A 24903-nucleotide genomic window follows, 5' to 3' on the forward strand; every position below is an offset into this window, starting at 1 on the left:
TGTTTATTAAGTTGTTTGTCAATAAATGATAACCTATCGGACTGAAAGAACGTGGGGACAAGCTAACTGCCTATCTTGTCCGCTTGCCCCCACACTTTGTCTTTCTGTTAACTCGTTTCCTCGTCAACTCGTCTCCTTGTCAACTCGTCCACTCGTTAACTTGTCTCTTTCTATTAGTCCAGAATCTTCACACGGATATTACGATACCATACATCGTCGCCATGGTCTTGCAGGCCGATGTAACCCTCGTGGTTCTCGCCGCCGCAGTTGTTCAGCAGTTCGAAAGCCAGCGGCCATGCCGTCTCGCTGAACTTGCTGGCCTGCAGCATCTCTGTCCATTTCGGAGTCCACAAGTGATATTCCAATACGTTTTGGTCATTTTGTCCGTGTACCACAGTGCCTTTGTACACCATGATTTTAGCCTTGTTCCATTCGCCGAAAGGTTTTGCGTTCTGCGGAACAGCGGGAATCATGTCATACAGCGAAGCCGACTGGCGGTTGTTGTCCTTGCCCAGCTTGGCATCCGGGTGATTCGCATTGTCCAACACCTGGTATTCGGGAGCCGAGATGTAGATAGGTTCTACTACTGTGTTGCCGTCTTTGTCCTTCGTCGTTACTTCTTGTGCCAGGTAGAGGATACCCGAGTTACCGCCTTTGGAAATCTTCCATTCCAGTTCCAGTTCGAAGTTCTTAAACTTGTGTGAGAAAATCAGGTCGCCACCGTCGCCGGCCTGAGCCTCGCCACCGCCGCTGCCGTTGAACTTGATGCAGCCGTCTTCTACTACCCAGCGTCCGGGCACGGTGTCGCGTCCATAACCACGCCATCCCTTCATGGTCTTGCCGTCGAAGATGGTGATGTAGCCGTCAGCGTCTTTCTGGAACTCGTCCAGATTGGCCTGAGGTTTGTCCATTAAGGCATATTCCGGTGCTGCGGGAGCTTTCGTTTGCGCTTCTGCTTCCGTGTTTTGTGCTTTTTTACCGCCGCATGCTGCCAATGAGAAGGCCAGTGCAGCGCATCCTAATGAATAAAGAACTTGTTTCATACGATTGATTTTTGTTATGTATAAATTTGGTTGTCTGCTGTATGTTTTGTCTCGGCGAAACATTGTCTGTATTTCGCCGAGACGTATTTGTGCTTTTTTATCAGCCTTTTATTTGGGCATGGCCGGCAGTGCCCAGCCTTCGCGGTAAGTGTGCTTGATAAGTTCTTGTGCGAAAGCTTGTGCGTTGACGGGGTCTGTCCACGTCTTGTCGAACGTCGGGTGTCCGTCGTGAATCTTGAAACCGTCTTTGATAACTGTGCGGATGGTTTCGTCCGGGCCGATGTTGGTGAAGCGCATGTTCTCGCCATCCCATTCCAGCGTGCGGTTCAGGGCTTGCAAGCGGATGGCCAATACGCCCATGACAACCATTTCATTCATCGGGCCGGCTTCCGAGAAGTCCGACTTACACGGAACGCGGTTTTCTTTGCTTTCTTTGCAGGCGCGTACCCAGTCCATTTCGTGTGATGTTTTCACGCGGCGGCATACTTTCGGTGCGTTGGGCACACGGCCGGAGAGTAACCATGGATTTTCGCCGTAGCATCCGCAAATCAGCGTGTCTTTGGTACCGTGGAAGATGGTCAGGCCACCGCCGCTCTGCATCAGTTGTTTGCCTTCGGGGAAGCCTTTCGGGCGTTCGGGCATCATGCCGCCGTCGTACCAGTGTACTTCGACTTCGGGCATGGCTACCTTCGGCATGTTCTCGCGGGCGGGGAATATCATCTTGACGTGCTGTGCTTGCGGCGCGCAGGCGTTCAGCAGCAGCGTAGAAGAGCCTTCTACTTTCGTGGGATATTTCAATTTCAGTGCACGGAAGGGCTGGTGCAGGATGTGGCAAGCCATGTCGCCCAATGCGCCTGTTCCGTAGTCCCACCAGCCGCGCCAGTTCCAGGGGTGGTAGATGGGGTTGTAGGGGTTCAGCTTGGCCGGACCAGTGAAGAGATCCCAGTTCAGTGTCTTGGGGATGCGTTCTTCTTTCTCGGGCACGTTCAGACCTTGGGGCCAGATGGGGCGGTCTGTGGCACATTCTACCTTGTAGACGTCGCCTATTTCGCCGTTCCAAATCCATTCGCAGACGAGGTCGGTGCCTTCGCCGGACGAACCTTGGTTACCCATCTGCGTGACAACGCCTGTACTTTCTGCCAGTTTGGTCAGCAGACGTGATTCATATACAGAGTGGGTGAGGGGTTTCTGGCAGTAAACGTGTTTGCCCAATGTCATGGCATCGGCCGTGATGATGGCATGTGTGTGGTCGGCGGTGGCAATGATGACGCCGTCGATGCTCTTGCCCATTTCGTCAAACATCTTGCGGTAGTCCCAGTAGCGTTTTGCGTTGGGGAACTCGTCAAATACGCCTTTGGCATATTTCCAGTCTACGTCGCACAAGGCAACGATGTTCTCAGTGCCTTTCACTGCGTTGATGTTGGCGTGTCCCATGCCTCCGATACCGACGGCGGCAATGTTCATTTTGTCGCTGGGAGGAATGTGTCCGTGACTGCGCCCCAGGATGCTGCTCGGGGCAATGGTCAGACCGGCCAAGGCTAAGCCTCCGGTCTTCAGAAATTCTCTGCGTGTGAATTTCGACATGTTCGTTAGTTTTTAAAAGTTAGTTTGATTATTGATTTAGTACAATTTGGTTTCTTATTCTTTGTTGTGTCTCAGCAGTCCGTAGCCGTTGGTCATGTGGCGGCGGCGTTCCCTGATTTCTTCCAGCGTTTCCAGGTTGCCTATGGCGGGCAGGTCATGGGCGCGGGCATCGTCCAGGAAGTCCCACGCGTGTTGTGAGGCGATGGCCGAGTCACGCATCCGCGGCATCCGAGGGTCGCGTTGGCCGCTCAGGATGGACTCCGCCATCAGGGCGCACAGCTTGTCCAGGTTCTTCCCTCCGAAGGGCTTTTCAATGCGCAGCGTACGGTTGACCCCGTGCAGGTCGACAACGGCTGTCTTGAAGTCGTGCGTCATGCGCACGATGCCTTTGGTGCCGATGATGTCTGTATAGGAGTTGTGGGTTTGCTGTTGGGAGAGTTGCCCGTAGACGAAGCCTTGTGTGATGTCGTAGACGATGCCGTTTTCGAACGTGCCATGGCATTGCAGCCACCAGGGGTCTTTGTAGGACCACATGCGCAGCCCTTGGGCGTGCCAGGTTTTGTATTCGCTGCCGGCATACCAGCGTGCGATGTCGACGTAGTGCATGCCGCAATCGTGGAAGGCGGGGCCTTCGTATTCGTGCCCTTCGCCGGGGGCCAGTCCAGGAGTCATGTGGCAGATGCGTATGATGGCCAATTCACCTATTTCGCCTTCTTCGATGAACTGCTTCATGGTTTGATGGTACCACGAGTTGCGCAGATAGAGGTTGACGGTGGCAAACACGCCGCTGTCTTTCACCAAGTCTACTACTTCCCATTCGTGTTCGATGGTGTCGGCCACGGGCTTTTCAGCGATGATGTGTTTATGGGTTCTGACAGCTTTTTCGATTTGTTCTTTTCGGGAATCAGCCAGTGCGCAAAGGGCGACTGCCCGGATGCTGTCGTCGTTGAAGATTATGTTTTCGTCGGTAATTGTCCGGGTGTTGGGAAACATCTTCTGGGCTTCGGCGCGCGAAGACGGCGAAGGGTCGCAGACGTAGGCTATCTCCCAACGGTTGCTTTGCGCCATAGCCTCCCCGTACATTTTCCCCATTCGGCCAAACCCAATAAGGGCTGCCTTGATCTTAGTCGTGTCTTTCAACATAAGTTCTCTTGTTTATGATTGTGTGGGGACAAATATAGGACAAAACTTTCGATAAGTTGACAATAAGAGTGCTAAAGAAAATAAAAAGAAAGAAGATTCCTGCGCTCTTTCAGACCAATGCTGCGACAAACTGCCAGATGAAGTAGCCGCAGACAACGCATTTCAGCACAGTTCCCAGCAGGAATCCCAGCACGGAGCCCAGTCCCGACTTGAGGGCTTGGGCTGTTTCACGGCCTCCCAGCAGCTCGCCCACCACGGCACCGATGAACGGGCCGAGGATGATGCCCCACGGCATGAAGAACAGTCCGATGATGGTACCTACCAGGCAGCCGCGCGTCCCCCACTTGGTGCCGCCCGTATATTTGGTGCCCAGCAGCGGGATGAAGTAGTCCAGCACTTGGATGATGACGACGATGCCCAGCCATACCAGCAGTTGGGTGGTGGTGAACTGGACGCGGTCGGTGATGTGCAGCAACAGCATGCCGCCGTATGCCAGAGGTACGCCGGGCAATACGGGCAGTACGCAGCCCGCCAGTCCGGTGAGCAGGCAGAGGATGCCTACGATGATGAGAAAGATGTCCATAATCGGCAAGATTTAAGTTTACCGTCGGCAAAGATAAGCATTTGTGGCAGGAAGATGGTGCGGAAGGAGGGAAAAAAGTGAGGCGGTGCGTCGCTTTTTCGGTTTGGATGCGGAAGAGGCTCCGCCTTTGTCCGGACAGAGCGGCTGGTTCCGGAGCTGCTCTCCAGCCTGCACGGCTGGTTCCGGAGCTGCTCTCCAGCCTGCACGGCTGGTATCCTTCTCCAAGCATATCTCTGTTCGGCGCAAGAAGAATTTATACCAAGCAAACGAAAGTCTGAAAAGCACTCTTTGCGCTTGATGTTGCCTCTTTCCGCTACGATTCCTGCGAAAGAAGTCTTCTTACGTTTCCGTTTTTCACCTCAAACTTCTATCTTTGCGGCATAGTAACAGATATATCAAAAAAAGAGAACAATGGAAAATCAAAGACCTTTGATACTCGTCTCTAACGACGATGGCATCACTGCCAAAGGAATCAGCGAACTGATTAAGTTTCTGCGCCCGCTGGGCGAAATCGTAGTAATGGCTCCCGACACGCCCCGTTCGGGCACGGCTTGCTCGCTGACGGTGAAAGAGCCCATTCATTACCAACTCTTGCGCAAAGAAGTGGGCCTGACTGTCTACAAATGTTCGGGAACACCGACCGATTGCGTCAAGCTGGCTTTCCACACCGTGCTCGAACGCAAACCCGACCTCGTCATTGGCGGCATCAACCACGGAGACAATTCTGCCGTCAATGTGCACTATTCCGGCACGATGGGTGTCGTGATGGAAGGCTGCCTGAAAGGAGTGCCTTCGGTTGCATTCTCCCTGTGCAGCCACGAGGCGGATGCTGATTTCGAACCCGCCGGTGAATACATTCGCGACATTGTGCGCAAACTGTTGGAAAAAGGACTTCCGCCTTTGACCTGCCTCAATGTCAACATTCCCAACACCAAGGAACTGAAAGGAGTGAGAATATGCCAGCAGAGCCAGGGACAGTGGGTGAATGAATGGGAACACTTTGCCCATCGCGAAGATACGCAGTATTATTGGCTGACAGGCGAGTTCCAGCAGACCGACACTGAAAACGAAAAGAGCGACCGCTGGGCCTTGGCCAATGACTACATCGCCATCACACCTACCACCGCAGATATGACGGCTTATGAACTGATGGACGAACTGCAAACCTGGTTCTAACCCCATGAAGTATTACCTCATAGTCGGCGAAGCCTCCGGCGATTTGCACGCCTCGCATCTCATGGCAGCCTTGCAGGCAGAAGACCCGCAGGCGGAATTCCGCTTCTTCGGGGGAGACCTGATGACGGCCGTGGGCGGCACCCGGGTGAAGCATTATAAGGAACTGGCCTATATGGGCTTCGTCCCCGTGCTGTTGCACCTGCGTACCATTTTTGCTGCCATGAAACAGTGCAAGGCCGATATTACGGCTTGGCGTCCCGACGTGGTGATACTGGTAGACTATCCGGGATTCAACCTGAAGATTGCCCGTTATGTGCATGCACACACCCATATTCCAGTCTATTATTACATCTCACCTAAAATATGGGCGTGGAAAGAATACCGCATCAAGAATATCAAGCGCGATGTGGATGAGCTCTTCTCTATTTTACCTTTCGAGGTAGATTTCTTTGAGAACAAGCACGACTATCCCATTCATTACGTTGGCAACCCGACGGTAGATGAAATAGCGGCTTTCAAAAAGACTTACGTCGAGACATTTGAGGAATTTTCCGCTTCCAATGGCCTGAGCCGGCAGCCTGTCATTGCCTTATTGGCCGGCAGCCGCAAACAGGAAATCAAAGACAATCTTCCCGATATGATTCGGGCTGCTTCTTCCATCCCCGGCATGCAGATGGTCGTGGCCGGAGCGCCAGGCATTACCTCCGAGTTCTATCAGCCGTACTTAAACCATGCTCATGTGAAAGTGCTGTTTGGCCGCACTTATCCGTTGTTGGCTCATGCTACGGTTGCTTTGGTCACTTCGGGGACTGCAACCTTGGAGACAGCTCTCTTCGGAGTGCCGCAAGCCGTTTGTTACCATACCCCCGTGCCTAAATTGATAGCTTTCTTGAAACGCCACATCCTGAAGGTTCCTTATATCTCGTTGGTGAACCTGATAGCAGGCAAAGAAGTCGTGAAAGAATTGGTGGCAGACAAGATGACGGTAGAGCAGATGACGGATGAACTGCAACGTTTGCTGTACGACACACAACGGAAAGAATCTGTCCGTATGGGTTACGATGAAATGGCCCGCTGTCTGGGGGCACCAGGTGCGCCAGTCCGGGCTGCCCGTATGATGGTGGAGCTTCTGACCAGGAGACGGCACGAATCCTGAGTGTGTAATTATATGTTAAACCTTCACGAGCCGGTGCAGTAAATGCCCGGCTCGTGTGTTTTTTCAGTAAACGGTTGTTATATAGGATTGTTTATGAAAAAGATTGTTTATCTGTGGGGCATTGTTTGCCTGGTCGCGATGTTGAGCTTGCAGTCTTGCAGCGATGATGAAGGATATTCGTTGGGCGATTTTACTGCTCCTCAATTGGCTACTGTGCGTACCATATCGGGCACGGGTTTTTATTTGGATTGCGATGTCTGGGGAACTTGTTGGCCGGTCAATACCAATATGGGATGGTATGTTCCTATCGACGGACAGCGGGTGGTAGTAACCTTTAACCCTTTGTGGGATGACTATGGCGGGTTTGACCATGCAGTGATGATTCTGGATATGACGGATGTGCTGACCAGTTGTGTAGAATCCATGTCGCCTGCTGACGAAGAGGAAATGGGCCATGAAGCTATTCCTACCACTGCCGGTGACATAACCATCAGTAACGGGTATCTGAATGTATGGTTCCTTCGCCGCCTGCCGTTTTCTACCGCCGTCAGATTAGTATATCCACAACCAGATGCTGCCCAGACAACTTCTATGGGTGCATCGGACGACGGCTACATCCATTTGGAGCTGCGTTGCAATACACAGACCGATACGGATACACCCGGCACTTACAGCCTTATCTCTTACAGCCTGAACGAATTGCAGGTGACGGCCGAAACCAAAGGGATAAAACTGAAATTGAATATGGAAGGTGCCGGTGAAGAAGAACTGACCTTCGATCTGGTGACCGTATCAGAGAGTCAGAATAATCTGACTGCGCATAGGTAAATCACCGCAGCCGGGATGGCCATTAACGCGCTGTCAAAGCGGTCCAGCATGCCGCCATGTCCCGGCAATATGTTGCCTGAATCCTTTATTCCCAGTTGGCGTTTCATGAGCGATTCTGTCAGGTCGCCCCATGTGCCGAAAACAACGACGGTAAAGGCCAGTCCCATCCACTCGGCTAAGTGGAGGAAGGGAAAGTAATGGGCGAATACGAGTGAGGAAGCAATGGAAAAGGCTCCCCCGCCAATGCTGCCTTCCCACGACTTCTTGGGCGAGATGCGTTCAAACAAGCGGTGTTTCCCGATAAGTGAACCTACGCAATAAGCCCCCGTGTCGCTGAGCCAGATGAAAACGAATACCGAGAGCGGTAAAACAGGATTATAGCTTACACTGCTGGATGCCACATCGTTGTGGAAGGCCAAAATGTTGAGCAAGGCAAAAGGCAAAGCTATATACAACTGGCTCAACATTGTAAAGGCCCAGTTTCCCAGTGGATTTTCTTTCTTCAGGTATAATTCTGTAATCATCAGGTAGAGCAGCAACAGCAAGTAAGGCAGAAATACTTGTGCATCTGTCGCCCCGGTGCAAAAAGCCATCACAGCCAGAAACAAGTAGGCTCCGGCCAGGCTGGTGATTTTTTTGTTGATTGCCACTTGCTTGCTTTTGTCCATCAGTTGCCCGAACTCATATACAGACAATGCGCTGATGAGGGCGAACAAGATGCCAAACGAAATGGGGGTCAGTAAGATGCACCCCACCAATATAACAACGAACAAGATGCCTGTGATGGTGCGTTGCACGAAATTGCTCTTCATGATTACGGTCTAAATATTATTGAGGTTCATTCGACAAAGTTTCTCCTTCCCCTTCGGGTTGTGTCTTGCTTTTATCCGGCAAGGCTTTCCCCTTTTGAGCTTCTACGTCTTTCTCCGTCTGAGTGGCATTTTGGGCTTCTTGTTCTGCCAGTTCTTTCATTTCTTTAGAAGTCTTGTTGGCAGCCATGATTTCTTCTGAACGTGAAGTCCAAGGACGGGGACCGAAAATCTGTTCCACGTCGTCGGCAAAGATGACTTCCTTGTCTATCAGTATTTGAGCCAGTCTTTGGTGTCCTTCCTTGTGCTCAGACAAAATCTGTTTGGCACGGTCATATTGTTCGTTGACCATCCTCTTCACTTCTTCGTCAATCAGTTCTGCCGTCTTTTCACTATACGGGCGGTTGAAGGAATATTCATCGTTGCTGTAATAGCATAAGTTGGGCAACCTTTCGCTCATGCCGAAATAGGCTATCATGCTGTAAGCCTGTTTCGTCACACGCTCCAGGTCGTTCATGGCTCCGGTCGATATCCGTCCTAAGAACAATTCTTCGGCAGCCCGTCCGCCTAAGGTGGCGCACATTTCGTCCAGCATTTGTTCTTTGGTGGTCAACTGGCGTTCTTCCGGCAGATACCAGGCGGCGCCCAATGCCCGGCCACGCGGAACAATGGTTACTTTGATAAGCGGGTTGGCATATTCCAACAGCCAGGAGATGGACGCATGTCCGGCCTCGTGTGTGGCGATGGAGCGGCGTTCTTCTTCGGTGGTAATTTTGGTTTTCTTTTCCAGGCCGCCCACAATGCGGTCAATGGCTTCCAGGAAATCTTGCTTGCCCACGAACTTTCTGCTGTGCCGTGCAGCTATGAGGGCAGCCTCGTTGCATACGTTAGCAATGTCTGCACCCGAGAAGCCCGGCGTTTGCCGTGCCAAGAGGTCGATGTCCACACTGTTGTCTATCTTGATGGGACGCAGGTGTACGCCGAATATTTCTTTCCGTTCATTCAGGTCGGGCAAGTCTACGTGAATTTGTCTGTCGAAACGTCCGGCACGCAGCAGGGCTTTGTCCAGCACGTCCACGCGGTTGGTGGCAGCCAGGATGATGACTCCACTGTTTGAACCGAAACCGTCCATCTCTGTCAACAGTTGGTTCAGCGTGTTTTCACGTTCGTCGTTTCCACCCATGGCAGCGGCTTTTGAGCGGGCGCGGCCTACGGCATCTATCTCGTCAATGAAGACGATGCACGGGGCTTTTTCTTTGGCTTGCCGGAAGAGGTCGCGTACACGCGAGGCTCCTACGCCCACGAACATTTCTACGAAGTCGGAACCTGCCAGCGAGAAAAACGGTACGTCAGCCTCACCAGCCACAGCTTTGGCCAGCAGGGTCTTACCTGTGCCCGGAGGGCCTACCAGCAAGGCACCCTTGGGTATCTTGCCGCCCAAGTCTGTGTATTTTTGCGGTTCTTTCAGAAATTCTACAATCTCTTCCACCTCTTGTTTGGCGCCGGCCAGGCCTGCCACGTCTTTGAACGTGACTTTGGTCGAGTTGCCTCCTTTTTCAAACAGTTGTGCCTTCGACTTGCCCACGTTGAAGATGCCTCCACCGCCCATGCCGCCTCCGCCGCTCCAACGGCGTGAGATGAATATCCAGAAACCTATGATAAAGGCAATGGGGAGCACTTGCCAGAGGATGATGCCGATGTAGTTCTGTTTCTTCTTATAGCTGATGGTGCCGTCGAAGTGCGACTCGTTCTTTTCTTTTTCCAGAAACTCGTTCAGGCTGTCGTTCGAGGGTGCTTCGGTGACGACCATGGGGCTTTTGCCCACGCGGGTGGAGTCTTGCCCGAAGATGTTTCCCACGTGCTGAGGCTTGACGTACGCTTCCACGGAGTTGTCGTCGTAGCCGATAACTTCGCTGATGTAGCCCTTCTGCACGTATTGTTGGAACTCACTGTAAGAGATTTCCTTCGTGTTCAGCCCTTTGTCGCCTGTAAACACCAGAAACAGCAGCATCAGGGCTATGATGGAGAACATCCAGTTCAGGTTGAACTTAGGCATGTTCGGCTTGTTGGCAGGCTTTTGGTTTATATTTTTCTTGTCCATACGTCTGTTAATCGAGGTCGGGGATTGAGGTTAGTTTGGCATCAGCCCAGAGAGTCTCCAGGTTATAAAAATCTCTTGCTTCCGGCAGGAACACGTGCACCAGCACATCGCTATAATCCATGGCCACCCATTCGGCATTGCGTAAGCCGTCAATGGAATAAGGCTTGACATGTGCTCCTTTACGGGCGAAATCCTTTACCGATTCCACAATGGCTGTGACTTGGCTGGGAGAGTTTCCTTGGCAGATGACGAAATAACTGCAAATGGTATCGTCTATTTTAGTCAGATCGGCAATGACGATCTTTTTTCCTTTTTTATCTTGAATTCCTTCTGTGATTTGTTGAATAAGTTTTTCTGCTTCGTTCATTCTATATTGAATCTGGTTAAAATTAAGGGCAAAGATACGCTGATTTCCTGTATCGAGCACGTAAAACAGCGAAAGACTTCGTTTTTTTACTTTTTTTAGGTAATGCAACCGGTTTGCATCGGTTTCTCTATTTGATTCATTATCGGCAGGGTATAAACAAAAACTAAACAAACCCTAATGCTGCCACCGGTATGTGCCTGTTTTTTTTATTGAATCCTCCTTTGGGGTGTTTATGGTTCTCTGTTTCCAAACAGAGGATTTCCATGGACTTTATTCGTACCTCCTCCCTACCTGGTCCTTGTCATATAACAGGGACGAGGTAGGGAGCAGGTAGGGAGGAGAAACGAGTTTGGTAGGTGGAAAAGCGGTGGGGATACTTTTGTAGAATTTAAGACAGTATTTTTCTTTTAAGGAAAACGAGACTATATCATGAGTTGTCTGACATTTCAGGAAATCAATGAGCTTTGGCAGGAAAGTGGCTTGGGTTATGGCGGTGAATTACCGTTGAAGTGCAGTTAAACTACGGATTGGTGGTCGGCTGTTTAAATATGTTTACATTGTACAGGTGTCCGTCTCTTTGTGTCTTTATTGCACACTGCTGCATCATTGCTATTCCTCTGATGTCGAATCGGACAAATAGCAGTGTTGTAGCGAAGGTGTAGCGAAGGTGAAGCGAAGGTGTAGCGAAGGTGAAGTGGAGAATTGTTTGGAGAATGTAAGAAATGTTTTTTTGGTGGGGAGTTGTATAAATCCTTGATAAATAATGCAATATTTGTTTTCGATGGAAAGTCTGATAGTTTGTATGGACTTCGGTTTTTATTTGTTTCATGGCTCGTTGGGGGCGTTTGACGTTTGCACACCGGTTCGGAGAATGGTTGCTCATATCATTTTTTGTATTGGTAAAATAATTGTACTTATTGCAGACGGTACCCCTTAGTCAGCCTCTATCGTTCTATACGGAGAATCCTAAAAGGAGCTTTTTTTCTATACTTTTTCGAGAAAAAGTCTTCAAAAGTTTGCTATATCCAAAAACGTTCGTACCTTTGCAACCGCAAAACCGAAAGGGATAGCAAGTTTGGGCTATGGTGTAATGGTAACACTACAGATTCTGGTCCTGTCATTCCTGGTTCGAATCCAGGTAGCCCAACCAAACAAAAAGGAAGCCATACGCAGTGATGGCTTCCTTTTTTGTATATGGACAAAGCTCTCCCGGTTCCGTGGAAAGGGTCCGGCTGACAACCGGTGTCCGCTTTGATAGGAGGCGCGGATCCCGCAGGTCGCACAAAGCTGATGGCGCTGTGCAAACCGCGGAATCCGCGCCTTTTGTTTGCTTATTTATATGTCTGCGTACGTTCGTCGTTGATGACGCCCGACCAGTTCAGGCCATAGGCGAAGTCGTACGTATGCCCGTCGGCATCCGTGTGGCAACGCATGTCGCGCGGCGTGTCTTCGGCTTGTGCCTCGACGGTCTCCATGTCGGCCGGCATCTGGAAGGGCAACAGGCCGGAAGGCTCATGCTTGCCGCAGACAAGCTCCAGGACGACTTGGTTCTGCACGTCGAACGTGAGGAACAGGGCGTCGGCGTAGGGTTCGATTTCCTTCAGCACGGGCGGGTTGCTTATGTTGATGGCTACCACCACCGGACGGTTGCCCATGGCCTTCTTGGTGTTTCTCACCAGGTCCATGTCGCCTTTGTTGATGGTGCGTACGGTCTTGCCGCGGTAGCTGCGGTTGTCGAACTTCTCGAAGGGGTCGCCTCCGGCCAGGCTTTTGGCGCGTGCCGTGGTGGCGGTGTAGTCGCTGTACTGCAGGCTGATGGGCACATATCCGTTGCCGCCGCGCTTCAGGTCGGCCATGTCATAGCCCCAGCCGCTGTTGGGCGAGTCGATGAAGACGATGGCCAGGTCGGCCTCGGCGGGCGTATCCACCACGTCGAAGTAGCGGGAGGCCAGTTCGCGGCTGACAGGCGTGATGTCACGAGCCTCTATCGGGTTGTGCCAGAAGCCCGTGTAGGCCGGGTAGTGGCGTTGCGGGATGTAGACTTTTTTCTTGCCTTTCACGGGCAGTACGTTGTCGTGGTTCTTCAGCATGATGGTGCTTTTCACCTGGGCGTCGTAGCCCTCGGTCATGTAGTCGGGGCAACCTACCACTTGTGCGGTGTGTGCCGGGTCGAGGTACGGGTTTTCGAAGAGGCCCGTGTGGAAGATATTCGTCAGCAGGCGACGTGCCGAGGTGCGCATGCGTTCCGTCATCCATTCTTCACCGTGTTCCTTGATTCCCATCTCATAAGCTTCCAGGATGGGCTGCTTGTCGTTGTTGCCGCCGAACTGGTCCACGCCGGCCATCAGGGCCTTGTAGTGCCGCTGTGCCACGGTCAGGCCTTCCACACCCCAAGGTTTGCCGGCGTGGATGCCCGGGTGCGTCACGTCGGCCGTCACTCCCCAGTCTGTGCAGACAATGCCGTCGAAGCCGGCTTCTTCACGCAGCTGGCGTGTGATGATGTCTGGGTCGTAGCAGTTGGCTACTTTCTCGCTGCCCTGTCCTACGGAGATGGTGTAGTAGGGCATCACGGCCGATGCTTTCCGCGTCTTTCCCTCCAGTTTGAATGCACCTTCCACGAAAGCCTTCTTGTGGAGCGGTAGGTTGTTGTTGGGGAAGACGGCGTATTTGCCGAAGCCGTAGTGGGCGTCGCGTCCGGCCTCACCGGAACCGCCTCCGGGCCAGTGCTTCACCATCGTGTTCACGCTTTGGTAGCCCCAGCCGTCGGCAATCTCCGCGTCGCCCTCCGAGGTCTGGAAACCGTCGCAGTAGGCACGGGCCAGGTCGGTGACCAGTTTGGGGTCTTCTCCCATCGTGCCGTTGAAGCGATTCCAGCGCGGGTCGGTGGCAATGTCTACCTGGGGCGACAGGCTGGTGGCGAATCCTAAGGCTCTGTACTCTTCGGAAGCAATCTGTCCGAAACGCTTCATCAGTTGGGGCGAGAACGTGGCCGCCATGCCTAGCGAGCTGGGCCAGGTGGAAATCTGGCCGCCACCGCCGGCGTTGTACTCTGCGTCGGCACGTGCCGAGTGGCGCGGGTCGGACGAGTTGTTGGCGGGAATGCCGTGCTCCAGTCCTTCCACATAGGCTTGCAGGGCATTGTTCCAGCGGGCAGCGATTTCGGGCGATTCTACGGAAGTTACCAGTACATGGCGCAGGTGGTCTTCTTTTAAGAACTTTTTCTGCTGGTCGGTCAGTTCCCAAGGCTGGGCGCCGCTTTCGGCATACGGCTTCCCGCTGTAGGTGAACTGGTCGGAATTGTTGGCGGGGATGGCCTGGTGATTGCTGTAAAGCATCAGTCCGGCAATCTCTTCGATGGAGAGTTGGTCGGCCAGATTCTTTACGCGTTGTTCCAGAGGCTGGCGCCAGTCTTCGTAGATGTCCAGCTTCCCGTTGCGGTTAAGGTCTTTGAAGGCATAGCCATCCTCATGCAGGATGGTAATGCCCGATTCGGGCGAATAGCCTAGCGTGGCACCGCCTTTTTGGGTGATAAGACGGTAACCGTCACACTCTTGTTCGTTCCACTTCTGCGTGTTGCAGGAGCTTAAAGCTAGGGCAGCCGCGCAGGCTGCTAAGAAAATAGGTTTCATGGTCGTATTTGGTTGTTAATGGTAATATGTTTGTTATTTTTGGTCGTTCTCTCGGATTTCCACGCGACGGATTTTTCCGCTGATGGTCTTGGGCAGTTCGTCCACAAACTCTATGACGCGCGGATACTTGTAGGGGGCGGTCACCTTTTTCACGTGGTTCTGCAGCTCCTTCACCAGTGCGTCGCCAGCCTTGTCCTTGTAGTCTTTGGAGAGGACGATGGTGGCCTTGACAACCTGGCCTCGTATCTCGTCGGGCACGCCGGTGATGGCACATTCCACCACGGCGGGGTGGGTCATCAGGGCGCTTTCCACTTCGAACGGGCCGATGCGGTAGCCCGAACTCTTGATGACATCGTCGGCACGGCCCACGAACCACAGGTAGCCGTCTTCGTCCTTCCAGGCCACGTCGCCCGTGTAGTAGATGCCGTCGTGCCAGGCCTCGCGGGTGCGCTCCGGGTCGCGGTAGTATTCCTTGAAGAGGCCGAGGGGTTTGCCCTTGTCTGTGCGGATGACAATCTGGCCTTGCTCACCGGCTTCGACGGAGCGGCCGTCGTTGTCGATGAGGTCTACGTCATATTGCGGGTTGGGCAGGCCCATGCTGCCGGGTTTGGGTTCCATCCAGGGCATGGTGGCCACGGTCAGGGTGGTCTCCGTCTGTCCGAAGCCTTCCATCAGCTTGATGCCTGTCAGTTTCTTGAAGGTCTCGAATACGGCGGGGTTCAGTGCCTCGCCGGCGATGGTGCAGTATTGCAGGTGGCTGAGGTCGAACTTCGTCAGGTCTTCGTGGATGAGGAAGCGGAAGATGGTGGGCGGAGCGCAGAGCGAGGTGACGTGATAGTCTTGTATCTTCTGCAGGATGTCGTGGGGCGTGAACTTCTCGTGGTCATAGACGAAGACCGTGGCGCCGGCTATCCATTGTCCGTACAACTTGCCCCAGACGGCTTTGCCCCAGCCGGTATCGGCGATGGTGAGGTGGAGGCTGTCTTTGTGGAGGTTGTGCCAGAAGACGCCTGTGACGATGTGTCCGAGGGGATAGGTGAAGTCATGCGCCACCATCTTGGGTTCGCCCGTGGTGCCGCTGGTGAAGTACATCAGCGAGATGTCGTCGTTGGTGTTGGGGTGTTCGGGACGGACGAAGGGGGCGGCGTGGTCGATGCCTTGGTGGAAGTCCTCGTAGCCTTCGGGCACTTCGGGACCTACGCTGACCAGGGTCTTCACGCTGGGCGACTGGGGCATGGCGGCGGTGATGTGGTCGGTGATGACCGTCTCGCCGGCGCAGACTATCATCTTGATGTCCGCGGCATTGCAGCGGTAGACGATGTCCTTCTTCGTCAGCAGGTGGGTGGCGGGGATGACCACGGCACCCAGCTTGTGGAGGGCGATGATGCTGAACCAGAACTCGTAGCGGCGTTTCAGGATGAGCATCACCATGTCGCCGTGGCCGATGCCGAGGCTTTGGAAGTAGGCGGCGGTGCGGTCGGTCTCGCGTTTCATGTCGGCGAAGGTGAAGCGGCGGCACTCGCCCTTGTCGTTGGTCCAGAGCAGGGCCAGTTTGTCGGGCTCTTCGGCAGCCCAGGCGTCTACGACGTCATAGCCGAAGTTGAAGTTTTCCGGCACACGGATGTGCAGGTTCTTGATGAAATCTTCTTGCGATGTAAATGTGGTTTGAGTCAGAAATCTTTCTACCATTGTTCAATTGAAAATTGAGAGTTGAGAATTAAAAAAATGAGAGTTGAGAATTGAAAAATAGAAGTATATGAGATATTGCCTGTCGCTTCTATTTCTTAATTCTCAATTCTCCATTTTTAATTTATAGGATGATTGCCAGGAAGCGCACGGTCTGTCCGTCGAGCGCCTTCATGCCGTGGGGCAGGCGGGAGTCGAAGTAGATGCTGTCGCCTGGGTTGAGTGTCAGCTCTTTGCCGCCGATGCTCAGGAGCAGGCGGCCTTCGATGACGAGGTTGAACTCTTGTCCGTCGTGCGTGTTGTAGTGCATGGGGCGGTCGCCGGGTTCGACGGTGACGATGAAGGGGTCGGCCTTGCGGTTGCGGAAGCCGGCGGCCAGGGCTTGGTACTTGTAGACCTTGGTGCGCTCTACGCTGACGCCATGTCCGGCGCGGGTGAGGAAGTAGGTGCTCATCTTGGGCTCTTCGCCAAACATGAGGGCGTCGAGTGCGATGCCGTAGTGGCGGGCTATCTGCTGGAGCATGCTGACGGAGATGTCGTGCTCGCCGGATTCGGCGCGTTCATACTCGGCTTGGTTGATGCCGCAGTCGGCGGCCACTTCGGCGGTGGATAGCTCCATGGCGTCGCGCAGGCCACGGAGTCGTTCGGCTATTTGTCTGATTTGTTCGTCCACTTTGTTAATGGTTAATTGTTAATGATAAATGGTTAATATGTGTGGAGGGTTACTCCGTTCTTATTTTTCGTTTGGCGGTTTTTATACTTGCCGTTAGGATTTTGATAAGATCCGTCGCATCGTCTAATATGCTCTTATAGGCTTTTGCTTCCAAGTAGTTGGTTGCATGAAGAAGTTTTAGCCAGTAGATGGTTTCATTGGCTTCTTTCTGAGCGATGGCCAGCTTATGTATAAAATCCATTTTGCTTTCACTGTGTTCACTTTCACTAATCATGGCACCGATTGATGTACCGGAGCGTAGGATTTGCTCGGATAGGACTTGTTCATTTTGTTCTTTGGTCAGGAACTTATAAAGGTTGACAATCCTGATTGCAAATTCAAAGCTCTTTTCCCCTAAGATGTTGGCGGTGCTCATGTAATTAATGGTTAGTGACAAATGGTTAATGGTTAATGTTAAATGGTTAATGGTAAGTGGTTAATGGTTAATGATATTCAGGAACGGCTCCTCGTGCGCAACCTGATTAACCATTAACCGTTAACCATTAATCTTTAACTATTCGTGCGCAGCCTAATCAACCATTAATCATTAACCATTAACCATTGCATATTACACGCTTGCCTTGATGGCCCGGATGATGGCGCTGGCGAACCCGGCGTGCTCCAGTTCGTTGATGCCGCGGATGGTGTAGCCGCCCGGTGTGCAGACTTTCTCTATCTCTGTGGCGGGATGGGTGTCGGGGTTGTCTTGCAGGAGGGCGGCGGCGCCCATCACGCATTGGGTCACCATCTGGAGGGCGTCTTGAGGGGTGAGGCCCAGCTCGATGCCTGCCTGGGTGGCGGCCTGGATGTATCGCATGGCGTAGGCTGTGCCGCACGAGGCCAGGGCGGTGGCGGCGGGCAGCTTGTCTTCGGGTACGAGCATGGTGGGGCCGAGGGGGTTGAGGAGGTCGAGCATGAGTTGTTGTTGCTTGGGGTTGGCGGCCATGGAGGAGATGAGGGTCATGCTTTGTCCGATGGCGGCGGCGGTGTTGGGCACGATGCGGAAGTAGGTGAGGTCGGGCATCTGTGTGCGCTCGTATTTGACGGACAGGATGCTGACGATGGAGTGGATGCTTCGCCCGGCTACGACGGAGGCCAGCATTTGTCCGTCGCGCCAGGGGAGTTCCATGAGTACGTCGTCCAGCACCCAGGGTTTGACGGCCAGGATGATGATGTCGGCGTCGCCGGCGGCTTTGATGTTGGAGGGGGTGGTGGTGAGGTCGGGGATGTCGGCCTGCAGGGCGTCGAGTTTGCCCTGTGAGGGGTTGGAGACGGTGATGTCTTCTGGCTGTACCTGCTTGCTTCGGGCCAGCCCGCGGGTGATGGCGCTGCCCATGTTGCCCGCTCCGATGATGGCTATTTTCATATCTTTGTACTGTTTGGTATTATGCTTGCAAAGGTAGGAAATCTGGATGATAATGCAAGGAAGATGGGGTAATTTGCGTATATTTGTCCACAAAAAGCGAGAATTTATGGATGAAACTTTCGACTATGGCCAGGTTCCGGGCTATTTCGTGCATTGCTTCAACGGCGGGTGCCGGCGGGCGGGGGAGTGTCTGAGGCAGTTGGCGGCGCGGCATGTGGAGGCCACGAGGCCGACGATTGAGGTGGTCAGTCCCGCCGTGTGGCCTGCCGACGGCGCGGCGTGCGCGTGGTTCAAGCCCATCCGCCGTGTCCGCATGGCCTGGGGCGTGCGCGATGCCATCGGGCGGCTGCCTTACAATGAGGGGCGGTTGGTGGTGAGGGCGTTGAACCAGATGTATCCGAAGGTGACGCTGAACCGTATTTCGACCCACGAGCGGCCCCTGCCGCCTGCCGAGCAGAGGCGGATTGAGGCCTTGTTTGCCCGCTACGGGGTGACGGGTGGACAGGTGTTCGACCGTGTGGAGATGGGGTATGAGTGGTAGGGTGAGGCGGTGTGGGTGCCGGGGTGTGAGGAGTTCCGTGCCGGATGGAACTTGGTTTCGTGCGGGATGGAACTTAGTTCCATGCCGGATGGAACTGTTGTCGACCTGCGTGTGATGTGCGGACACTTGCCGTCTGACGCGGGAAGCCCCGCCGGGAGTGCATGGCTCGCACGGCGGGGCTTTGTCGTAGGGTGCTGATTATTAATCGTCTTACAACACCTTCCTGAACCGTTCGAGGAACGTGTCAGCCTCCTCCATCGACAGGCACAGCGGCGGAAGCAGCCGGATGACGTTCGTCCCGCTGACGCCCGTAAACACCTTCTGCTCGTGCAAGAGGCGCGAACGCAGCTCCTTGATGGGCCGCTCGAACTCCAGGCCAATCATCAACCCCCGGCCCCGCACCTCGCGAATCTGCGGCAGCTTCCTCAGCTCCTCCAGCAGATGCGTGCCCACGCGGCCGGCGTTTTCTATCAATCCCTCGCCCTCGATGACATCCAGCACCGCCAGCGCCGCCGCGCACGCCAGGTGGTTGCCGCCGAACGTCGTGCCCAGTTGCCCGTAGACAGGCCGGAACATCGGGCTGATGAGCACGCCGCCCATCGGGAACCCGTTGCCAATGCCCTTGGCCACGGTGATGATGTCCGGCCGCACCCCCGTCCACTGGTGGGCAAAGAAGCGCCCCGTCCGCCCGTAGCCACTCTGAATCTCATCCAAGATGAGCACCGTCCCCGTCTGCGTACACTCCTCGCGCAAGGCCTGCATGAACGCCGTGTCGGGCACGCAGATGCCACCTACGCCCTGGATTCCCTCCACGACGACGGCGCAGACATCGCCCTTGCGAAGCTCCGTCCGCATGGCCTCCACATCATTCAGCGGCAAGAACGTCGTATGCCCGTTGGCATTGATAGGCGCGATGATTTTCGGATTGTCCGTCACCTCCACCGCCAGCGACGTGCGCCCGTGGAACGCCTTTCCGAACGACACCACCCGGGTGCGCCCGTTATGGAACGAGGCCAACTTCAGCGCATTCTCGTTCGCTTCCGCCCCCGAGTTGATGAGGAACAACTGATAGTCGTCATATCCGCAGGCCCGACCCAGCCGCTCGGCCAGCTCCACCTGCAGTTTGTTGATGACCGAGTTGGAGTAGAAGCCCAACTGCGCCACCTGCTTACTAATCATCTCCACATAATGCGGATGGGCATGGCCGATGGAAATGACGGCATGCCCGCCGTAAAGGTCGAGGTACTCCGTGCCCCCTTCGTCCCATACGTGGCAACCTTTGCCCCGCACGATGCAGATGTCGAATAATGGATATACGTCAAAGAGTTTCATTGTCTTAGTATTTTAGTTTTAATTGATTCTTGTTCGTCCTGTCATCCCGAGCGCAGCCGAGGGATCTCACCATCAGTTTCAGTCGTGTTAGTAAGATGTCTCGGCTTCGCTCGACATGACAGGGCTGATTGTTTTCCTCCCGTTCGTCCTGTCATCCCGAGCGTAGTCGAGGGATCTCACCATCAGTTTCAGTCGTGTTAGTAAGCTGTCTCGGCTTCGCTCGACATGACAGGGCTGATTGGTTTCCTCCCGTTCGTCCTGTCATCCCGAGCGTAGTCGAGGGATCTCACCATCAGTTTCAGTCGTGTTAGTAAGCTGTCTCGGCTTCGTTCGACATGACAGGGCTGATTGTTTTCCTCCCGTTCGTCCTGTCATCCCGAGCGCAGTCGAGGGATCTCAAGAAGGACTTTGTATCAAAAGAAAAAAGCACCTAAGTCTTCCATCTTCGGGTTCAGACGCCTTATCAGAACATATTTCTTTGCCCTTGACCAGTTTTTCAACTGCTTCTCTCGCGCTATGGCATCTTCTATCCGTTGGTATTCTTCGTAATAAACCAAGCAATGGCAGTTGTATTTCTTGGTAAAGCCTTCCAGCATGCCATTCCGATGCTCTTGATAACGGCGGGGCAGGTTGTTGGTCACGCCGATGTAGAGAACATACCTGTAAGCATTGGTCATGATGTAAACCCAGTATGACATGCAGACGTCTTTACGTTAGTGAGATCCCTCGACTTCGCTCGGGATGACAGCGCAAACGGGAATTATTGTTTACTTCATTCTTCATTAAAAAGCGCTTGGCTTCAGCCTCAGCCCCACCGTCTCCTCCAGGTTGAACATCAGGTTCATGTTGTGAACGGCCTGGCCGCTGGCACCCTTCAGCAGATTGTCGATGCAGGAGATGATGAGCAACTTGTCCCCGTGCTTCTCCAGGTGGAGGAGGCACTTGTTCGTGTTCACCACCTGCTTCAGGTCGATGTTCTTGTCAACGAGGAAGGTAAAGGAATCCTCCGCATAATACTCCTCGTAGATGCGCGTCAGCTCCTCGATGCTGCACTTGTTCTTCACCACGATGGTCGCGAAGATGCCCCGGGGGAAGTCGCCGCGGTAGGGGATGAAGTCGATGCTGGAGTCGAAGCTGTTCTGCAACTGCTTCAGGCTCTGCCGTATCTCCGGCACGTGCTGGTGCTCGAACGCCTTGTAGACGCTCAGGTTATTGTTGCGCCAACTGAAGTGGCTCGTCGCGCCCGGCTTGACACCCGCTCCGGTGCTGCCCGTGATGGCGTTCACCATGATGTCGTCGTTCAGCATCAGGTGCTTGGCCAGGGGGAGCAGTCCCAGTTGGATGCAGGTGGCGAAGCAGCCAGGGTTGGCCACGTGCAGGGCGGTGCAGGTGGCGCGGCGGTTCAGTTCCGGCAGGCCGTAGACGAAGTCGTTGCCCTCGGCCTTCAGCCGGTAGTCCATGGAGAGGTCGATGACCCGCAGCCCTTCCGGCAGGTTGTGGCTTTCGATGAACTTGCGCGTGTCGCCGTGGGCGGTGCAGAAGAAGAGACAGTCTATCTCGTCCAGCGGCAGGCGGTCGGTGAAGCGCAGGTCCGTTTCGCCATAGAGACCCTCGTGCACGTCGGTCACGCGGTTGCCCGCATGGCTGGAGCTGTTGATGAAGACAATCTCTGCCTCCGGGTGGTTGATGAGCAGGCGGATAAGCTCGCCAGCCGTGTAGCCGGCCCCGCCGATGATTCCTATCTTTATCATGGGTTTAATGAAGAATTAAGAATGATGAATGAAGAATTATGCTGCCGTGCGGCCTTACAGCGTGTCCTGGTAGCTCTCCGACGGGATGACCATCCACAATACCAGGTAGAGGATGATGCCCGTGAAGAGGGTGAATACGGTGAACACAGCGAAGCCTACCCGCATGACAGTCGAGTCGATGCTGAAGAACTTGGCCAGGCCGGCGCATACGCCTCCCACCTTGCGGTCGTTCATGGAGCGGCGGAGTTTCCTTGGTTCGTTCATGTGATGATGTTTTTATGGTTGTTGATAAATGTTTACACTTGGTTCGTCCGGCCATCGGACGGCGTCCGTGGCAGTCACAAACGGCGTCCGTGTCCGGCAACCTCGCCACCCGTTCCACAGATGCTCCCGGGGCGGGTGGGGAGGTTTGCCGGTCCGTTTGGAATCTTTTACAGGTGTAGGCTTACTCCATCTCGTCGCGGTGGCAGGCGTAGTAGGCGCGCAGCGGGGTTGAGAGCACCTTGATGAAGCCCTTGGCATCCTCGGCCGTCCAGCCCTTCTGCATCTCGCCGTATTCGCCGAACTTGTTCTTCACCAGGTCGTCCGCGCTCTCCACGCCCACGGTGTGGAAGCCGTAGGGGCGCAGTTCGAGGATGGCCGTGCCGTTGACGTTGCGCTGGCTGGAGGTGAGCATGGCCTCGATGTCGCGCATCACCGGCTCCAGGTATTCGCTCTCGTGCAGGAACATGCCGTACCAGTTGGCCACCTGGTCCTTCCAGTACTGCTGCCATTTGCTCAGCGTGTACTTCTCCAAGAACCTGTGCGCGCCAATAATCAACATCGGTGCGGCGGCCTCGAAGCCCACGCGTCCCTTGATGCCGATGATGGTGTCGCCCACGTGCATGTCGCGGCCGATGGCATAGGCGGCTCCAATCTCCTCCACCTTCTGGATGGCCCGGATGGGGTCGTCGATGCGTTCGCCGTTCACGGCCTTCAGTTCGCCCTGCTCGAAGGTCAGCTTCAACTGTTCCGTGCCTTCCTTGGTGCAGTGCTTCAGGTAGGCACTCTCCGGCAGTCCTTGTGCCGAGTCGAGGATTTCTCCTCCGCAGATGCTCGTGCCCCAGATGCCTACGTTATAGGAATACTTCAGCTTGGCAAAGTCGGCGGCAAAGCCGTGCTTGTTCAGGTAGTCAATCTCCTCCTGGCGGCTCAGGGCCATGTCGCGGGTCAGGGTGATAATCTCCACGCCCGGTGCCATCACGAGGAACGTCATGTCGAAGCGCACCTGGTCGTTGCCCGCGCCTGTCGAGCCGTGGGCAATGGCGTCCGCGCCTATCTCGTTGGCATAGCGGGCGATGGCCAGTGCCTGGAAGATGCGCTCCGAGCTGACCGAGATGGGGTAGGTGCCGTTGCGCAGCACGTTGCCGAAGACCATGTACTTCAGGCTCTTCTCGTAATACTCGTGCGTCACGTCCAGGGTGACATATTTCGTGGCGCCCAGCTTGTAGGCGTTCTCCTCGTTGGTCTTGAGCTGTTCGGCACTGAATCCGCCCGTGTTGGCGCAGGCCGCATGTACTTCATATCCTTTCTCCTTGGCCAGATACATCACGGTGAACGAGGTGTCCAGCCCGCCGCTGAAGGCGACTACTACTTTCTTTTTCTTCTGTTCCATACTTATTGAATTGAGAATTGAGAATTGAGAATTGAGAAATAATGCCTGTTTGGGGTGGGGGGTGTCCCGCTCTCCTTACGTATTTTTCAATTTTTAATTCTCAATTTATAATTAAATCTTGTCTTCCTCGTGCAGCTTGGGGTCGTAGAGCATGGCCGTGCAGATGCAGAACTTGCGGTTTTTGGCCACCAGAATGTCGTGGTTGATGCAGCCCTCGCACCCTTTCCAGAATGCCTCGTCGTCGGTCAGCTCGTTGAAGGTGACGGGCACGTATCCCAGCTCGGTGTTCATCTTCATCACGGCCGCGCCGCTGGTCAGGCTGAATATCTTGGCCCAAGGCCAGCGCAGCCGTGCCAGCCGGAACGACGCCTGCTTGATGCGCTTGGCCAGGCCGATGCCCTGGTACTTGGGGTGTACGATGAGGCCCGACGTGGCCACATACTGCTTGTTTCCCCAGCTCTCTATGTAGGTGAAGCCGGCAAACTCGTCGCCGTTCAGGGCGATGATGGCCTTGCCTTCTTTCATCTTGGTTGCTAAATACTCGTGTGTGCGTTCGGCGATGCCGGTGCCGCGTTTTTTGGCCGCCTCTCTGATGGTGTCCAGAATTGTATCTACATAAACTTCGTGTGAGGCATCTGCCACCATCACGTCAATCTGCATTACGTCCATTTCTTTATTTTGCTAAATCTTATGTTTGTCCTATTCTTGTTGTCAGTCCGGTCAGTCCCTCAGGTTGGGGATGACGCCGGCCAGGAATTGCCTTATCTCGCCGTGTGTCACCTGCTCGGCCAGCACCAGCATGATGGTGTCGTCGCCCGCGATGGTCCCGAGGATGGCGGGGCAGTCGCGGTTGTCGATGTCGTAGGCGATGCTGCTGGCATAGCCCGGCCGTGTGCGTACGACGGCGATGTTGTGCGAGAATTGCAAGGAGATGAAGCCGTTGCTCTGCATCATCTCTGCGGCCGTCTGGTGGCTCGGGCGCTTGTACAGGATGTCGTTGGGCAGCACGTAGACGTAGCGGCCGTACACGTTGGCCGCTTTGGCCACTTTCAGTTGCTTCAAGTCGCGCGACAGGGTGGCCTGCGTCAGCTCGAAGCCTTCCTGTGCCAGTGCTTGCAGCAGCTCTTCCTGCGAGCCGATTTCCTGGCTCGAGATAAGCATCTTGATAGCATCCTGCCTGTCGGCTTTTTTCTTGTTGTTCTGCATAAATATTCCTTATTTGCGCTGCAAAAGTAGTTATTATTGGAAGAATATGCAAACATTGCCCGCGTTTTTGTCGGCTGTATGCAATTTTAACGTTCTTTCTGCCGGGACAGGCCGGAGGAAGGGGTGCACGGCGGCTTTGCTCCTTCCGGACAAGAAGCACGCTTCTTCCGCACAAGAGCCGGGCTTTTGTTTCGGCGTTTGCAAACAATCTGTGCCGAAAGCTTGCATGCTTCAAG

General features: G+C 54.3%; 23 protein-coding genes and 1 tRNA gene. 5 read left to right on the forward strand and 19 right to left on the reverse strand.

All coding sequences use genetic code 11. From position 1 onward, the window contains the following. Positions 1-173: 173 nt before the first annotated feature. The 4 genes from M3090_RS10640 to M3090_RS10655 form a co-directional block, all read right to left on the reverse strand. The gene (locus tag M3090_RS10640) at positions 174-1043 is read right to left on the reverse strand and encodes a DUF1080 domain-containing protein (RefSeq protein WP_249056061.1); all 870 of its coding nucleotides are present in this window, start codon (positions 1041-1043) and stop codon (positions 174-176) included. 108 nt (positions 1044-1151) lie between these two features. After that, entirely contained in the window at positions 1152-2627 is a 1476-nt protein-coding gene (locus tag M3090_RS10645) for a Gfo/Idh/MocA family oxidoreductase (protein ID WP_249056063.1), read from the reverse strand. A 54-nt stretch (positions 2628-2681) separates the two neighbouring features. Then, positions 2682-3770 (reverse strand): Gfo/Idh/MocA family protein, encoded by a 1089-nt coding sequence (locus M3090_RS10650; RefSeq protein ID WP_249056065.1) that lies wholly within the window; start codon positions 3768-3770, stop codon positions 2682-2684. A gap of 109 nt (positions 3771-3879) precedes the next feature. Next, positions 3880-4353 carry a DUF456 domain-containing protein gene (locus tag M3090_RS10655; RefSeq protein WP_249056067.1) on the reverse strand — a complete coding sequence of 158 codons (474 nt, stop codon included), beginning with the start codon at positions 4351-4353 and terminating at the stop codon, positions 3880-3882. A gap of 411 nt (positions 4354-4764) precedes the next feature. Between M3090_RS10655 and surE the strand changes: the two genes are divergently transcribed. The 3 genes from surE to M3090_RS10670 all read left to right on the forward strand — a co-directional run bounded on the left by surE (position 4765) and on the right by M3090_RS10670 (position 7513). Then, complete coding sequence (surE, locus tag M3090_RS10660; protein WP_249056068.1) at positions 4765-5529, forward strand: 5'/3'-nucleotidase SurE; 765 nt, start codon at positions 4765-4767, stop codon at positions 5527-5529. A gap of 4 nt (positions 5530-5533) precedes the next feature. Then, complete coding sequence (gene lpxB, locus M3090_RS10665; protein ID WP_249056070.1) at positions 5534-6685, forward strand: lipid-A-disaccharide synthase; 1152 nt, start codon at positions 5534-5536, stop codon at positions 6683-6685. A gap of 93 nt (positions 6686-6778) precedes the next feature. Then, positions 6779-7513, forward strand: a complete 735-nt coding sequence (locus M3090_RS10670) for a hypothetical protein (RefSeq protein WP_249056072.1) — start codon at positions 6779-6781, stop codon at positions 7511-7513. Here the strand turns inward: M3090_RS10670 and M3090_RS10675 are convergent. Genes M3090_RS10675 through rsfS form a run of 3 tightly spaced genes read right to left on the reverse strand, consistent with a single transcriptional unit; the run spans position 7486 to position 10790 of the window. After that, positions 7486-8325, reverse strand: a complete 840-nt coding sequence (locus tag M3090_RS10675; RefSeq protein WP_249056074.1) for a phosphatidate cytidylyltransferase — start codon at positions 8323-8325, stop codon at positions 7486-7488. The two genes, M3090_RS10670 and M3090_RS10675, sit on opposite strands and share 28 nt — an antisense overlap. 16 nt (positions 8326-8341) lie before the next feature. Beyond that, positions 8342-10423: an ATP-dependent zinc metalloprotease FtsH gene (gene ftsH / locus M3090_RS10680; protein WP_249056076.1), complete on the reverse strand. Its 2082-nt coding sequence runs from the start codon at positions 10421-10423 to the stop codon at positions 8342-8344. 7 nt (positions 10424-10430) lie between these two features. Then, positions 10431-10790: a ribosome silencing factor gene (gene rsfS / locus M3090_RS10685; RefSeq protein ID WP_249056078.1), complete on the reverse strand. Its 360-nt coding sequence runs from the start codon at positions 10788-10790 to the stop codon at positions 10431-10433. Positions 10791-11866: 1076 nt separating this feature from the next. On the opposite strand from rsfS, the gene M3090_RS10690 reads away from it, so the two are divergent. After that, positions 11867-11940 (forward strand) — tRNA-Gln (locus tag M3090_RS10690). A 181-nt stretch (positions 11941-12121) separates the two neighbouring features. Here the strand turns inward: M3090_RS10690 and M3090_RS10695 are convergent. The 5 genes from M3090_RS10695 to proC form a co-directional block, all read right to left on the reverse strand. Then, the gene (locus M3090_RS10695) at positions 12122-14419 is read right to left on the reverse strand and encodes a glycoside hydrolase family 3 protein (protein WP_249056080.1); all 2298 of its coding nucleotides are present in this window, start codon (positions 14417-14419) and stop codon (positions 12122-12124) included. Positions 14420-14452: 33 nt separating this feature from the next. Beyond that, the gene (locus M3090_RS10700; protein ID WP_249056081.1) at positions 14453-16108 is read right to left on the reverse strand and encodes an AMP-binding protein; all 1656 of its coding nucleotides are present in this window, start codon (positions 16106-16108) and stop codon (positions 14453-14455) included. Positions 16109-16229: 121 nt separating this feature from the next. Then, positions 16230-16778: a helix-turn-helix domain-containing protein gene (locus M3090_RS10705; RefSeq protein WP_249056083.1), complete on the reverse strand. Its 549-nt coding sequence runs from the start codon at positions 16776-16778 to the stop codon at positions 16230-16232. A gap of 49 nt (positions 16779-16827) precedes the next feature. Beyond that, entirely contained in the window at positions 16828-17193 is a 366-nt protein-coding gene (locus M3090_RS10710) for a four helix bundle protein (RefSeq protein WP_249056086.1), read from the reverse strand. A 192-nt stretch (positions 17194-17385) separates the two neighbouring features. Continuing rightward, positions 17386-18225, reverse strand: a complete 840-nt coding sequence (gene proC / locus M3090_RS10715; protein WP_317239241.1) for a pyrroline-5-carboxylate reductase — start codon at positions 18223-18225, stop codon at positions 17386-17388. Positions 18226-18235: 10 nt separating this feature from the next. Between proC and M3090_RS10720 the strand changes: the two genes are divergently transcribed. After that, entirely contained in the window at positions 18236-18724 is a 489-nt protein-coding gene (locus M3090_RS10720; protein ID WP_249056091.1) for a DUF6078 family protein, read from the forward strand. 210 nt (positions 18725-18934) lie between these two features. Here M3090_RS10720 and M3090_RS10725 read toward each other — a convergent pair whose 3' ends face one another. The 7 genes from M3090_RS10725 to M3090_RS10755 form a co-directional block, all read right to left on the reverse strand. Continuing rightward, positions 18935-20056, reverse strand: coding sequence for an aspartate aminotransferase family protein (locus tag M3090_RS10725; protein ID WP_249056093.1), 1122 nt, complete (start codon positions 20054-20056; stop codon positions 18935-18937). Between the two features lie 413 nt (positions 20057-20469). Beyond that, positions 20470-20754, reverse strand: a complete 285-nt coding sequence (locus M3090_RS10730) for a GIY-YIG nuclease family protein (protein ID WP_249056095.1) — start codon at positions 20752-20754, stop codon at positions 20470-20472. An 84-nt stretch (positions 20755-20838) separates the two neighbouring features. Continuing rightward, positions 20839-21807 carry an N-acetyl-gamma-glutamyl-phosphate reductase gene (gene argC, locus M3090_RS10735; RefSeq protein ID WP_249056098.1) on the reverse strand — a complete coding sequence of 323 codons (969 nt, stop codon included), beginning with the start codon at positions 21805-21807 and terminating at the stop codon, positions 20839-20841. Between the two features lie 54 nt (positions 21808-21861). Beyond that, positions 21862-22071, reverse strand: coding sequence for a PspC domain-containing protein (locus M3090_RS10740; RefSeq protein ID WP_249056101.1), 210 nt, complete (start codon positions 22069-22071; stop codon positions 21862-21864). 181 nt (positions 22072-22252) lie between these two features. Further along, complete coding sequence (locus M3090_RS10745; RefSeq protein ID WP_249056103.1) at positions 22253-23461, reverse strand: argininosuccinate synthase; 1209 nt, start codon at positions 23459-23461, stop codon at positions 22253-22255. 111 nt (positions 23462-23572) lie between these two features. Next, positions 23573-24130 (reverse strand): GNAT family N-acetyltransferase, encoded by a 558-nt coding sequence (locus M3090_RS10750; RefSeq protein ID WP_249056105.1) that lies wholly within the window; start codon positions 24128-24130, stop codon positions 23573-23575. 51 nt (positions 24131-24181) lie between these two features. Then, positions 24182-24667: an arginine repressor gene (locus tag M3090_RS10755; protein ID WP_249056107.1), complete on the reverse strand. Its 486-nt coding sequence runs from the start codon at positions 24665-24667 to the stop codon at positions 24182-24184. Between the last annotated feature and the right edge of the window lie 236 nt (positions 24668-24903).

It is taken from the genome of Bacteroides sp. ET71 (assembly GCF_023336905.1).
Classification (GTDB): Bacteria; Bacteroidota; Bacteroidia; order Bacteroidales; family Bacteroidaceae; genus Bacteroides.